This is a genomic window from Streptococcus sp. HMSC062B01 (assembly GCF_001811085.1).
Taxonomy (GTDB): domain Bacteria; phylum Bacillota; class Bacilli; order Lactobacillales; family Streptococcaceae; genus Streptococcus; species Streptococcus gordonii.
Genome location: NZ_KZ672806.1, coordinates 200,563 through 213,951, shown reverse-complemented (window position 1 = coordinate 213,951; position 13,389 = coordinate 200,563). Strand labels below are relative to the sequence as shown.

10 protein-coding genes, 1 tRNA gene and 1 pseudogene are annotated in these 13,389 nt (G+C 37.4%); all 12 read left to right on the top strand.

Annotated elements, in window-relative coordinates; all coding sequences use genetic code 11:
- Positions 1 to 5: 5 nt before the first annotated feature.
- The 12 genes and pseudogenes from HMPREF2780_RS09835 (at position 6) to csn2-St (ending at position 13,089) form a co-directional block, all read left to right on the top strand.
- Positions 6 to 962, top strand: a complete 957-nt coding sequence (locus HMPREF2780_RS09835; RefSeq protein WP_012130475.1) for a diacylglycerol kinase family lipid kinase — start codon at positions 6 to 8, stop codon at positions 960 to 962.
- A gap of 18 nt (positions 963 to 980) precedes the next feature.
- Complete coding sequence (gene pulA, locus HMPREF2780_RS09830) at positions 981 to 3,278, top strand: type I pullulanase (protein ID WP_061596609.1); 2,298 nt, start codon at positions 981 to 983, stop codon at positions 3,276 to 3,278.
- Between the two features lie 190 nt (positions 3,279 to 3,468).
- The gene (sufB, locus tag HMPREF2780_RS09825; RefSeq protein ID WP_061596608.1) at positions 3,469 to 4,851 is read left to right on the top strand and encodes a Fe-S cluster assembly protein SufB; all 1,383 of its coding nucleotides are present in this window, start codon (positions 3,469 to 3,471) and stop codon (positions 4,849 to 4,851) included.
- Between the two features lie 549 nt (positions 4,852 to 5,400).
- Positions 5,401 to 5,667 (top strand): chorismate mutase, encoded by a 267-nt coding sequence (locus HMPREF2780_RS09820; RefSeq protein ID WP_045503606.1) that lies wholly within the window; start codon positions 5,401 to 5,403, stop codon positions 5,665 to 5,667.
- A complete protein-coding gene (gene crcB, locus HMPREF2780_RS09815; RefSeq protein ID WP_061596606.1) occupies positions 5,664 to 6,038 on the top strand; it encodes a fluoride efflux transporter CrcB in 375 nt (124 codons plus the stop codon). Before HMPREF2780_RS09820 ends, crcB (HMPREF2780_RS09815) begins: the two co-directional genes overlap by 4 nt.
- Complete coding sequence (gene crcB, locus HMPREF2780_RS09810) at positions 6,035 to 6,361, top strand: fluoride efflux transporter CrcB (protein ID WP_061596604.1); 327 nt, start codon at positions 6,035 to 6,037, stop codon at positions 6,359 to 6,361. Before crcB (HMPREF2780_RS09815) ends, crcB (HMPREF2780_RS09810) begins: the two co-directional genes overlap by 4 nt.
- A 115-nt stretch (positions 6,362 to 6,476) precedes the next feature.
- The gene (gene rplS, locus HMPREF2780_RS09805) at positions 6,477 to 6,824 is read left to right on the top strand and encodes a 50S ribosomal protein L19 (protein WP_008809321.1); all 348 of its coding nucleotides are present in this window, start codon (positions 6,477 to 6,479) and stop codon (positions 6,822 to 6,824) included.
- A gap of 39 nt (positions 6,825 to 6,863) precedes the next feature.
- A tRNA-Arg gene (locus HMPREF2780_RS09800) sits at positions 6,864 to 6,935 on the top strand.
- A gap of 295 nt (positions 6,936 to 7,230) precedes the next feature.
- A complete protein-coding gene (cas9, locus tag HMPREF2780_RS09795; protein WP_061598894.1) occupies positions 7,231 to 10,641 on the top strand; it encodes a type II CRISPR RNA-guided endonuclease Cas9 in 3,411 nt (1,136 codons plus the stop codon).
- 171 nt (positions 10,642 to 10,812) lie between these two features.
- Positions 10,813 to 11,721 carry a type II CRISPR-associated endonuclease Cas1 gene (gene cas1 / locus HMPREF2780_RS09785; protein WP_061596597.1) on the top strand — a complete coding sequence of 303 codons (909 nt, stop codon included), beginning with the start codon at positions 10,813 to 10,815 and terminating at the stop codon, positions 11,719 to 11,721.
- Between the two features lie 4 nt (positions 11,722 to 11,725).
- Complete coding sequence (gene cas2 / locus HMPREF2780_RS09780) at positions 11,726 to 12,049, top strand: CRISPR-associated endonuclease Cas2 (RefSeq protein WP_001268300.1); 324 nt, start codon at positions 11,726 to 11,728, stop codon at positions 12,047 to 12,049.
- A pseudogene (gene csn2-St / locus HMPREF2780_RS09775) lies at positions 12,046 to 13,089 on the top strand (CRISPR-associated protein Csn2-St). Before cas2 ends, csn2-St begins: the two are co-directional and overlap by 4 nt.
- Positions 13,090 to 13,389 lie beyond the last annotated feature (300 nt).

The window sequence follows — 13,389 nt, the reverse complement described above, 5'->3', positions numbered from 1 at the left end:
GCTGTATGAAAGATGTAATAAAAAGAGCAAGACTCATTTATAACCCGACATCTGGTCAGGAAATTATCAAAAAGAATATTGCGGAAGTGCTGGACGTTTTAGAGGACGTAGGCTATGAAACCAGTGCTTATCAAACGACGCCAGAGCCTCTTTCTGCGCAAAAAGAAGCAGAGCGGGCAGCTAAGGCTGGTTTTGATTTGATTATCGCGGCAGGAGGGGACGGCACCATCAATGAAGTCGTAAATGGAGTAGCCCCCTTGGAAAATCGGCCCCGTTTGGCCTTCATCCCGACAGGTACGACCAATGACTACGCGCGTGCGCTGAAGATTCCTATGGGAAAACCTGTCGAAGCTGCGAGAATCATTGCTAAGAATCAGACCATCAAAATGGATATCGGCCGAGCCTTTGGACAAAAATATTTCATTAACATAGCAGCGGCTGGTACTTTGAGTGAGCTAACCTATCGTGTTCCAAGTGAAGCTAAATCTCGCTTGGGCTACTTTGCCTATGTTGCCAAAGGTGCGGAAATGTTGCCACGTTCTAAATTCCGCAAGGTGCGCATTACACATGATCATGGTGTTTTTGAAGGTAAGATTTCACTCATGTTTGCAGCACTGACCAATTCTATAGGAGGCTTTGAGCAAGTTGCTCCAGATGCCAAATTAGACGATGGAAACTTTACCTTGATTTTGGTCAAAACAGCCAAACTTTTTGAAATGTTAGCCCTACTGATTCAGGCCATTAATGGTGGCCAACACGTGACAGATGTCAATGTCGAATACTTAAAAACAAGCAAACTAAAACTAGAAGTTTTAGACAGCAAAGAACCATTTATGCTTAATCTTGATGGCGAATATGGTGGAGACACCCCAGTTGAATTAGAAGTCTTCCACAATCACTTAGAATTTTTTGCCAATATCGATGAAATCAGCGACGATGCTCTTTGTTCAGAAAAATCATGATGAACCTAGGAGATAAAAATGTCAGACTACCAGGTCTTAGTCCATTACCATAACCCCACTGATGATTACCTTTCGTACAATATATGGCAGTGGCAGGAAAACCAAATCGGAAAGGAAGCTTCATTTTCTAATTTTGATTATTTTGGGCGAAGTGGACTTGTTACTTACCAAAGTGAGACAAACTTGGATTATGTCCATTTGATTATAAAAAAAGCAGACTGGTCAAGCCAGACCATTGATTATACCATTCGTCTCTTGCCGGTTCACCTGGTTACAGAAGTTTGGATTCTTGAGGGAGACCATCAAGTCTATTATTCTAGGCAGGCGGCAATCACTAGCCACTATTACAAATACAGAAATCCTCACGCTTTTGATATGGCGGTTTCTTCCAAGGAATTTGACCGTCATTGGGGCTATCAGGGAAGTTTAGGTGTCTTTTACCAAGCTGACAAGACTGAGTTTAAACTTTGGGCACCGACAGCAAAAGCGGTTGAAGTGGTCATCTATAAAGATGCCAGCAACCAAGCCAGCATTTGGAAAACTATTTCTCTAAAGAGAGGCCGAGATTTTTCGACAGACCACACAAAGAATACAATTGGAGTGTGGCAAGGGAGCATTTCTGAAGATCTAGCCAAGCGTGCCTACCAATATCGGGTGATCTTTGATCATGAAGAATACTTGACTCGGGATCCATATAGTCAGGCTACTAGTCCTGATGGTAAACGAACAGCTATCGTGACAGACCAAGAACGAAATCCACTTGGATTTCAAGTTAAGCAGGGACAAGAAGCCCACTGGCGCGTGAAGAATGCCTGTCAAGCAGTTATCTATGAGATGCATATCCGTGACCTAAGCCAGTCAGAAAGTTCAGGTATCACACCAGCTTACCGCGGAACCTTCCTCGGTGCTTGTCAAACAGGTACGACAAATCGCACTGGCCAAGCGACAACCTTTGATCATATTCGTGACTTGGGTGTGAATTATGTCCAGCTCCAGCCCATTTCAGACCGCCATAAAGACTATGATGAAAATGGGCAGGTAACCTATAATTGGGGCTACGATCCGCAGAACTATAATGCCCCAGAAACTAGCCTTTCTAGTAACTCATCTGATCCAGCTCAGGCTATTCGTGATTTAAAAACCTTGATTCAAGCCTATCATGATGCTGGTATCGGAGTGATTCTTGATGTAGTCTATAATCACAGTTACTCTACCTTTGACTCCCCTTTTCAAGCCAGTGTTCCCGATTATTACTATCGAATGAATCCAGATGGCTCTTTCCAGAATGGAACCGGAGTCGGGAGTGAAACCGCTAGCGAGCATGAGATGTTCCGTAAGTATATGATTGATTCACTCTTGTATTGGGTCAAAGAGTATAATGTGGATGGTTTCCGGTTTGATTTGATGGGTATCCACGATGTAGAGACCATGCAGATCATTCGAGATGAATTGGACAAGGTAGACCCACGTATCCTGACTTACGGAGAAGGATGGGATATGGGGATAGGCCTCCTGCCTCAAGATAAAGCCAAGAAAGACAATGCCTATCAGCTTCTAGACATTGGATTTTTTAATGACAATGAGCGAGATGCTATTAAAGGTGCTGAGGTATTTGGAACCTTGAAAGCTGGATTTGTCAGTGGTCAGGGGACTGAAAATATCATTGCCAAGGCTATTTTAGGAAGTAGTGAGTTAGGTAGCTACCTCATGCCAAATCAGGTCGTCAATTATGTTGAGGCTCATGATAATTATAATCTGCATGATTTACTAAGAGAATTCCATCCACATGATGATCTAGAAACGCTTACCAAGCGGATTGAACTGGCAACTGCCATGAATATTCTCATGCAAGGCTTAGCCTTTATGGAGCTGGGGCAGGAGTTTTCTCGAACTAAGTTGGTGGGAACAGGACCAAATGGCCAGGTGACTCAAGCAGATAAAGAAAGAGCTATGAATAGCTACAATGCGCCAGACCAAGTCAACCAGGTGGATTGGAATCTACTTTCGAAACATCAAGATAGTGTCAATTTTATCCGCAAGATTATTCAGCTAAAAACGACCAGGAAAGAATTTTCTTACTCGACATATGAAGAAATTTACCAACATGTCTATGTTCGTCATGCACAGACAAATAGTGGTCTTATCATTTTTGAAGTCAAGGACAAGAAGCATTATCTAGTCGTCTTTAATGCTAGTGGCACACCTTATCGCTTGGAGAATGCGGACAAGCTCAAACTAGTCGTCAGCAATAACCGTAGCAAAATTAATACAGAAGTTGAGAACTTAACTGCCAGCGTTTTTGAGATCTTAGCTTGAGTCGATTCATTTTAGATGACCTTACTTTATAAAATCATTGAAGCAGAATGGGAACAATCAGATCCCTTCTGCTTTTTTTGCTAGATCAAATGGAATAATCGTCTCTTATTTTCTGACAATTCTAATCTAGAGGAGTATAATAAGGGTAGGAACCCATGTGATTCTTTCTGTATGGAGAAAGGAGGCTTTTATGCCACAACGTGATTATGCTTTCGGTTTTCATGATGATATAGCACCACTTTATTCGACTGGAAAAGGATTGACAGAAGCAGTTGTTCGTGAAATATCTGCCATCAAAAAGGAACCCCAGTGGATGCTAGACTATCGTTTGCGCTCCTTAGAGCTATTTAACAAACTGCCTATGCCGGACTTTGGTCCTGATTTGTCAGGCATTCGCTTTGAAGATGTCATCTATTACCAGAAACTAAGCGGTGAGCCAGCTCGTAGTTGGGATGACGTTCCTGAAGAGATAAAAAGGACCTTTGATCGTTTGGGAATCCCCGAGGCGGAAAAGCAATTCCTATCTGGTGCTGTTGCCCAGTACGAATCTGAGGTTGTCTACCACAATATGAAGGAAGAATTCGAAAAGTTAGGAATTATTTTTACTGACACGGATACAGCAGTTCAAGAGTATCCAGAGCTAGTCAAGCAATATTTTGGGACAGTCGTGTCAAATGCTGAACATAAGTTTGCAGCCTTAAATGGAGCAGTCTGGTCAGGTGGAACCTTTATATATGTTCCTAAAAACGTGCACTGTCAAATTCCTGTTCAGACCTATTTTCGTATCAATGGAGAAAACGCAGGCCAGTTTGAGCGCTCCCTCATGATTATCGAGGAGGGTGGCTCCATTCAGTACATCGAGGGTTGTACAGCACCGACCTATACGACCAATAGTCTTCATGCCGCGACTGTTGAGATCATAGTCAAAAAGGATGCTTTTTTCCGCTATACGACCATCCAAAATTGGTCGGACAATGTCTATAATCTAGTAACGGAGCGGGGCACTGTCGAAGAGGGCGGTACCTTGGAGTGGATTGATGGCAATCTAGGAAGCAAGGTCAATATGAAATATCCTTGTAGCGTCCTCAATGGTCGAAATGCCAGAACCTCTGTCCTCTCTATGTCTTTTGCAAATTATGGCCAGCACTTGGATGCAGGATGCAAGGTCTTTCATAATGCACCCAAGACATCCAGTACCTTGATTTCTAAATCAGTGGCCAAGGACGGAGGTAAGACGGACTATCGTGGCCAGGTTCGCTTTGGTAAGAATAGTGCGGGCTCCAAGTCGCATATCGAGTGCGATACCATTCTCATGGATGGTGAGTCCAGTTCCGACACCATTCCCTTTAATGAAATCCATAATTCCAATGTCGCTCTAGAGCATGAAGCCAAGGTTTCCAAAGTGTCTGAGGACCAGCTCTACTATCTGATGAGTCGCGGTATCAGCGAAGAAGAAGCCACAGCTATGATTATCAATGGTTTTATGGAACCCATCACCAAAGAACTTCCAATGGAATACGCCGTCGAACTCAACCAACTCATCAACATGAGCATGGAAGGCTCAGTTGGTTAAAAAGGTCCAGTGGACCCTTTTAATCTGCGGATAAAAACTCGCCCTGGCGAGTTACCTTTAATCTAAGGTCCGGGGGACTGTTTTAGGTTGCAGATAAAAACTCGCCCCAGCGAGTTCCCTTTAATCTAAGGTCCAGCGGACTGTTTTAGGTTGCGGATAAAAGCTGACAGCAGTCGGTTTACCTAGAGAATACCCTAACAAGGATTTTTAGGTTGCAGATAAAAACTCGCCCTTGCGAGTTCCCCTTAATCTAAGGTTCGGGGAACCTTGAAATCTGTAGATAAGAACCGACGTTAGTCGGTTTACCCTGAGACAAACCTAACGGGTATTTTTAGGTTGCAGATAAAAACTCGCCTTTGCGAGTTCTCTTTAATAAGGTCCGGGGCAACCTTGAAATCTGTAGACAAGAATCAATTGTGATGATAAAAGAGGGCTCGTGCTAAGGGTCCTCTTTCTTACAAAATACTATCAAACTGGACTCACTTTCCAAGAAAACTAGAAAATCATCCAGAATTTTGATATGATAGGTAAAATACAAGGAGGTAACGAATGAATCTAGAAGAACTGAGACAAGAAATCAATCAAATAGACGATGAACTAGTAGTCTTGCTGGAAAAACGGATGAAACTCGTTAACCAAGTGGCTACTTATAAGCAGGAGACAGGCAAGGCAGTGCTGGACACAAAGAGAGAAGAAGTCATTTTAGGACGAGTGGCTGATCATGTTGAAAATCCAGTCTACAAAGATACGATTCTTGCCACCTTTAAGGATATCTTGAAAAACTCCCGTGCTTATCAGGAACAGAAAAAAGCATGAAGGAAGTGAAAAATTCTCTCGCCATCTGCTTAGCTGCCATGCTTGGTGGCTGGCTTCGTTACTTAATCTCTTCCTTCGTCACCTTCACTGGACATTTTCCCTTTGCCACACTCTTGGTCAACTATCTGGGGACCTTCATCCTGGTTTATTTGGTAAAGGGTTACTTAGCAAATAAGCAAGTGTCTAAACGTTTTATCCTGGCTATATCGACAGGGTTTTGTGGTGGCTTGACTACATTTTCAAGTCTCCTTTTAGACTCTATTAAACTGCTGGATCTAGGGCTATACACGGACTTTATCCTCTATCTAGTCTTGAGCATTGGCGGTAGTTTGTGGATTGCCTTGTGGGCTGGAAAGAAGGTGGGCCTATGATTTGGCTTATTCTTACAGCTTGCGGGGGTGGGGCTCTCGTCCGTTATTTTCTTTCTAAGGTCAATAGCAGAGCTGTTTTGCCAGTAGGGACTTTGATGGCCAATTTACTAGGAGCTTTTTTGATTGGGTATTTCTATAACCATGTTCAAGACAAGCAACTTTATACTATCCTAGCAACTGGCTTTTGCGGTGGATTGACGACCCTGTCTACTTTTAATGCTGAGCTGGTAGGTCTTTTTTCTAATAAGAAGAAATTCATCCATTATCTGATGCTGACTTATCTTTTAGGATTTTTAGCTATTATTTTAGGAATTTTTATCTAAAAATCTTTACATTTACCGGAATTTTGATATAATATTCTTTGTGCAAATGGAGCACAAAAAAACGACTAATCCGCTTTGGTCATGAATCATAAGATTAGTAAGATAGGAGTAAAAAATGAATCCATTAATCCAAAGCTTGACTGAAGGTCAACTTCGTACTGATATCCCTGCATTCCGTCCTGGTGACACTGTCCGCGTTCACGCGAAAGTTGTCGAAGGAACTCGCGAACGTATCCAGATCTTTGAAGGTGTCGTTATCGCTCGTAAAGGTGCTGGCATCTCAGAAAACTACACAGTTCGTAAAATCTCTAACGGTGTAGGTGTTGAACGTACTTTCCCAATCCACACTCCACGTGTTGATAAGATTGAAGTCGTTCGTTACGGTAAAGTGCGTCGCGCTAAATTGTACTACCTTCGTGCATTGCAAGGTAAAGCGGCTCGTATTAAAGAAATCCGTCGTTAATCTTAGAAAGCTCTGTCACATGGCAGAGTTTTTCTCTAGGTCCCCTTAGTTCAATGGATATAACAACTCCCTCCTAAGGAGTAGTTGCTGGTTCGATTCCGGCAGGGGACATAAAATCAAACAGAGAACCCTTGTAAACCAAGGGTTTTTTGTTATGTTTGCCCCAAATCCGCCCAAAAAACTTTTACTTAATCCTATCGTAAATATTTGTAAAAGTTATAAAAAGAATAGGTATGAAATAAGATAAAAACATATGAGAATAAGACGAAGCTATCTAAATGATTAGCTCAGGAAAAAAATTAATAATAGACAGATTAAAAACAGAAACCCCTTACATTTTTTATTGAGTTTTTTCAGAATTAGGTATAAAATATGGTTAATATGTAAATAAAAGAAGGGAGATATAATGAACGGTTTAGTTTTAGGTTTAGATATTGGTATTGCCTCTGTAGGGGTGGGGATTCTAGAAAAAGATACGGGGAAGATCATTCATGCTAGTTCTCGGCTTTTTCCTGCTGCAACTGCCGACAATAATGTCGAAAGAAGGAGTAATAGACAGGGAAGACGCTTAAATCGCAGGAAAAAACACCGTAGTGTTAGGCTTCAGGATCTATTTGAAAGCTATGGTTTGTTAACTGATTTTTCTAAGTTGTCTATTAATCTTAATCCTTATCAACTTCGTGTACAAGGAATGGAGAATCAACTCACAAACGAAGAGTTGTTTATTGCATTGAAGAATATTGTTAAAAGGCGTGGTATTAGCTATTTAGATGATGCTTCTGAGGATGGGGGTACAGTATCGTCTGATTATGGTAAGGCAGTTGAAGAAAATAGAAGGTTACTTACTGAAAAGACACCTGGTCAAATCCAACTAGAGCGTTTTGAAAAATATGGTCAATTAAGGGGAGATTTTACTGTTGAAGAAAATGGTGAAAAACGTCGATTGATTAATGTTTTTTCAACATCTGCTTATAGAAAAGAAGCTGAAAGAATTCTTAGAAAACAGCAAGAATTTAATAATAAAATTACTGATGAGTTTATAGAGGATTATTTAACAATTCTTACCGGTAAAAGAAAATACTATCATGGACCAGGTAATGAAAAATCTCGGACAGATTATGGACGTTTTCGAACAGATGGTACTACCTTAGATAATATTTTTGGTATTTTAATTGGCAAATGTACATTTTATCCTGAGGAGTATAGAGCTTCAAAAGCTTCCTATACTGCTCAAGAGTTTAATTTACTAAATGATTTAAATAATTTAACAGTCCCTACAGAGACCAAGAAACTTAGTGAGGAACAAAAGAAAACAATCATTGAATATGCGAAGTCGGCGAAAACATTAGGAGCTTCAACCTTATTGAAGTACATTGCTAAAATGATTGATGCTTCAGTAGATCAGATACGTGGTTACCGAGTTGATGTAAATAATAAACCTGAAATGCATACTTTTGAAGTTTATCGGAAAATGCAATCTTTAGAAACGATAAAAGTTGAAGAATTGCCTAGAAAAGTTCTAGATGAGCTTGCTCATATTCTAACTTTGAATACAGAGCGAGAAGGTATAGAAGAAGCGATTAACTCGAAGTTAAAGGATACATTTAATCGAGATCAAGTACTTGAATTGGTTCAATTTAGAAAAAATAATAGCAGTCTATTTAGTAAGGGATGGCATAATTTTTCTCTTAAACTCATGATGGAGTTGATACCAGAACTTTATGAAACTTCAGAAGAGCAAATGACAATTCTCACACGATTGGGAAAACAAAGATCTAAAGAGACATCAAAACGAACTAAGTATATTGATGAAAAAGAATTAACAGAAGAAATCTATAATCCTGTAGTAGCAAAATCTGTTAGACAGGCCATAAAGATAATCAACGAAGCAACTAAAAAATATGGTATCTTTGATAATATCGTTATCGAAATGGCCCGTGAAAATAACGAAGAAGATGCGAAGAAAAATTATATCAAGCAACAAAAAGCAAACCAAGATGAGAAAAATGCTGCTATGGAAAAAGCAGCGTTTCAATACAATGGTAAAAAAGAGTTACCAGATAACATTTTTCATGGCCATATGGAATTGGCAACTAAGATTCGCTTATGGCATCAACAGGGAGAAAAATGTCTTTATACTGGGAAGAATATTCAAATTTCAGATTTAATCCACAATCAGTACAAGTACGAAATTGACCATATTTTACCTCTTTCTTTATCGTTTGATGATAGTCTATCTAATAAAGTATTAGTTCTAGCTACTGCAAACCAAGAAAAGGGACAACGTACACCGTTTCAGGCTTTAGATAGTATGGATGATGCCTGGTCCTACCGTGAGTTTAAATCATATGTAAAAGAGTCTAAATTATTAGGTAATAAAAAGAAAGATTATCTTTTAACAGAAGAAGACATTAGTAAAATTGAAGTGAAGCAGAAGTTTATCGAAAAGAATTTAGTTGATACTCGATATTCTTCTCGAGTTGTTTTAAATGCCTTGCAAGATTTTTATAAGAAACATCAATTTGATACAACTATTTCGGTGGTGCGTGGACAATTTACTTCTCAGCTAAGAAGAAAGTGGAAACTTGAAAAATCTCGCGATACTTACCACCATCATGCTGTGGATGCATTAATTATTGCTGCTTCCAGTCAATTAAGATTATGGAAAAAACATAATAATCCTTTGATTTCTTATAAAGATGGGCAATTCGTTGATTCAGAGACTGGAGAAATCGTTTCATTAAGTAATGAAGAATACAAAGAGTTAGTATTTAAAGCACCATATGACCATTTTGTTGATACATTACGTAGCAAGAAGTTTGAGGATAGCATTCTGTTTTCATATCAAGTGGATTCAAAATATAACCGAAAAATTTCAGACGCAACCATTTACGCAACAAGAAAAGCAAAATTAGACAAAGATAAAAAAGAGTATACTTATACTTTAGGGAAAATCAAAGATATCTATGCTTTAGGGACAAAAACTCCGTCTAAAACAGGATTCTATAAGTTTTTAGATTTATACAAGACGGATAAATCTCAATTCTTAATGTATCAGAAGGATAGGAAAACTTGGGATGAAGTAATAGAGAAGATAATTGAACAATATCGACCATTTAAAGAATATGACAAAAATGGAAAAGAGGTTGATTTCAATCCTTTTGAAAAATATAGAATTGAAAATGGGCCTATTCGCAAATATAGTCGAAAAGGCAATGGTTCAGTAATTAAAAGTATGAAGTACTACGATAATCTACTAGGAAAATTTGTTGATATAACTCCTTCAGAAAGTAAAAATCCAGTAGCTTTGCTTTCTTTAAATCCTTGGAGAACAGATGTATACTATAATCCAGAAACAAGAAAATATGAATTCTTGGGATTGAAGTATGCAGATTTGTGTTTTGGGAAAGGAGGTTCTTACGGTATTTCAGAAGTTAAATATAATAAAATAAGAGAGAAAGAAGGAATCGGTAAGGAATCTGAATTTAAATTTACACTGTATAAGAATGATCTTATTTTAATTAAGGATACTGAAACGAATTGTCAACAATTCTTTAGATTTTGGTCTCGTACTGGAAAAGATAATCCAAAAAGTTTTGAAAAACATAAAATAGAATTGAAACCTTATGAAAAAGCAAAATTTGAGAAAGGAGAAGAACTTGAAGTATTAGGAAAGGTACCACCTTCCTCTAATCAATTCCAAAAAAATATGCAAATAGAAAATCTTTCTATTTACAAAGTCAAAACAGATGTTTTGGGTAATAAACATTTCATCAAAAAAGAGGGTGATGAACCAAAACTCAAATTTAAAAAATAAATTTAAAAAAGAGTTGCAAACGCTTTTACAAAGTATTATAATAGTAACTGTAAGGGACGCCTTACACAGTTACTTAAATCTTGCAGAAGCTACAAAGATAAGGCTTCATGCCGAATTCAACACCCTGTCATTTATGGCGGGGTGTTTTCGATTTGTAAAGAGGAAAAGATTATGACTTGGAGAATTGTGCATGTTTGTCAGAGTGAAAAAATGCAATTAAAGTTGGATAACCTTTTAATTAAGAAAATGGGTGAAGACTATGTTATCCCGTTGAGTGATATTTCGATAATTGTAGCAGAGGGAGGGGAGACAGTTGTAACCTTAAGATTGTTAAGTGCCTTAAGTAAGTATAATATTGCTTTGATTGTATGTGATAATGAGCACTTACCTACAGGAATTTACCATTCACAAAATGGCCATTTTAGAGCTTATAAAAAATTACAAGAACAATTATTGTGGACGCAGGAACAAAAAGACAAATTATGGCAGATAGTTACCTATTTCAAAATAAATAATCAGCAAGATGTTCTTTCAATGTTTGAGAAGAATATTGATTGTATTCAGTTATTAGCAGACTATAAAGATCATATTGAATATGGAGATAAAACGAATCGTGAGGGTCATGCTGCCAAAGTTTATTTTAATGAACTGTTTGGTAAGAAATTTGTACGACTTACTCAACAGGAAACGGATGTCATCAATGCTGGTCTAAATTATGGTTATGCCATCATGAGGGCCCAGATGGCACGTATTGTTTCTGGATATGGTTTAAATCCCTTAATAGGAATTTTCCATAAGAATGAATATAACCAATTTAACTTGGTTGATGACTTAATGGAACCTTTTAGGCAGATTGTGGATGTTTGGGTATATCAAAATTTACGAGATGAGGAATATTTGAAATATGAGTTCCGATTAGCCTTGACGGATATACTGAACGCAAGGATTCGTTATGGGAAAGAAACTTGTTCGGTGACAGTAGCAATGGATAAATATGTTAAAGGTTTTCTAAAATGCATCTCGGATAAGGATACTAGTAAATTTTACTGTCCTATGGTTTCGAGTGTAGAATGGAGCTAAGGAAATGAGGTATGAAGCATTGAGATTATTGTGTTTTTTTGATTTACCAATGGAAACTAATCAAGAAAAGAGAGTCTATCGTAATTTTCGAAAAGACTTAATAGCAAATGGTTTTGAGATGTTACAGTTTTCTGTCTATTATAGAACCTGTCCTAATCGAAGTTTTGCGAGCAAATTCTACAAAAAATTAAGTCAAAGTAATTTACCAAGTGGGAATGTCCGTTTGCTAGCAGTGACTGAGAAGCAATTTTCTGAAATGGTTTTAATAATTGGTGGAAAAACAAAACAAGAAGAAGTAGTCAGTGATAATAAGTTGGTAGTTATATGAAAATGAGCATAAGTCATCCATACAAGGATAATATTTCATTAAGCTTTGGGCAATTTACTCAAGTTGTAGGACAAGATCAGCAATTAAAGTACTATATTTGGCAAATATTATTGTGGTATTTTGGAGGTAAAAAATATAGCGAGGAAGATTTAGTTCTGTTTGAACAAAATGAACCTAGAATATTAATAGATGATACAGTGACTTCCCGTTCAGAGTTCATTGTTATTCAAATATCGAATATCAATGATTTAATTGAACAAATGGAGTATAAAAAAGGAACAGTAGCTTATCATTATATAAAGAAAAAGATTAATTCCATAAAGATGATAGAGCAAATCGAAAATATCAATGATAATCTGGATAGAATTTCATTACTATTGAATCAGAAGTTGAATCTTCAGATAGATGATATTGTCTATCATACAGAAGCAAAATACTTTAACACAGATCAATTGATTCAAAAGAATTTTTTGCCTTATTTTGGACAAAACGATAAAAATATTTCATTTGAATTTGTAGATAATAAGACAAAGTTTTTATTATTTCTTTCTATGCTAGAAGCTATGGTGAAGGATAGTGATGAAAAGTTTTTGCTTGTGCTACGAAATATGGATGATTATCTATCCTACAGTGAATTTGTTAAGTGTTGCGAAAAAATGGAACTTCTTACTAATCATAGTAACTCACTATATATTGTTTCGTTTCCATCCAATGAGGGCTATATCCACGTCACTAAAGAGGTGTTATAGGAAATCAATATTGTCTCAGATTATGTGGATCATTTTTATTCGTTAGAATTTATGTATGATCGCTTTACTAATCAGTATCCAATAAATCAAATACCTGATGAACAAGAATTTTTAACTTCTTTAAGAAAGGTTGGCCCCTATTTATTTAGTTCAGACATTCTTCATATGAGTTTATCAATAGAGGATCAAGTGGTATTAAAGATTTTAAACAAATTGTATCAGTATGAAATGAAAACAAAATTCCGTATTGGAGCAGTCAATCCAATGTTATTGAAATATTTGGAAGAATAGTATTGACGAGTGTGATGTAAGGATTTATAATATTTTTGAGGTACAGAAACCAAAATTGACGAATTTGAGGTTTTTGTACTCTCAAGATTTAAGTAACTGTACAACGCATTGGTCAGCAACTGGACAACACGGTCAGTTTTTGTACTCTCAAGATTTAAGTAACTGTACAACTCTAATAGTGATTTCATTGTACTGTTAAAAGTTTTTGTACTCTCAAGATTTAAGTAACTGTACAACTTCCCCTGGGCTGTACGATATTGAGTTATAGTTTTTGTACTCTCAAGATTTAAGTAACTGTAC

Coding starts and splice junctions, on each gene's coding strand:
- HMPREF2780_RS09835 (WP_012130475.1), top strand. CDS start 6: ATGAAAGATGTAATAAAAAGAGCAAGACTCATTTATAACCCGACATCT.
- pulA (WP_061596609.1), top strand. CDS start 981: ATGTCAGACTACCAGGTCTTAGTCCATTACCATAACCCCACTGATGAT.
- sufB (WP_061596608.1), top strand. CDS start 3,469: ATGCCACAACGTGATTATGCTTTCGGTTTTCATGATGATATAGCACCA.
- HMPREF2780_RS09820 (WP_045503606.1), top strand. CDS start 5,401: ATGAATCTAGAAGAACTGAGACAAGAAATCAATCAAATAGACGATGAA.
- crcB (WP_061596606.1), top strand. CDS start 5,664: ATGAAGGAAGTGAAAAATTCTCTCGCCATCTGCTTAGCTGCCATGCTT.
- crcB (WP_061596604.1), top strand. CDS start 6,035: ATGATTTGGCTTATTCTTACAGCTTGCGGGGGTGGGGCTCTCGTCCGT.
- rplS (WP_008809321.1), top strand. CDS start 6,477: ATGAATCCATTAATCCAAAGCTTGACTGAAGGTCAACTTCGTACTGAT.
- cas9 (WP_061598894.1), top strand. CDS start 7,231: ATGAACGGTTTAGTTTTAGGTTTAGATATTGGTATTGCCTCTGTAGGG.
- cas1 (WP_061596597.1), top strand. CDS start 10,813: ATGACTTGGAGAATTGTGCATGTTTGTCAGAGTGAAAAAATGCAATTA.
- cas2 (WP_001268300.1), top strand. CDS start 11,726: ATGAGGTATGAAGCATTGAGATTATTGTGTTTTTTTGATTTACCAATG.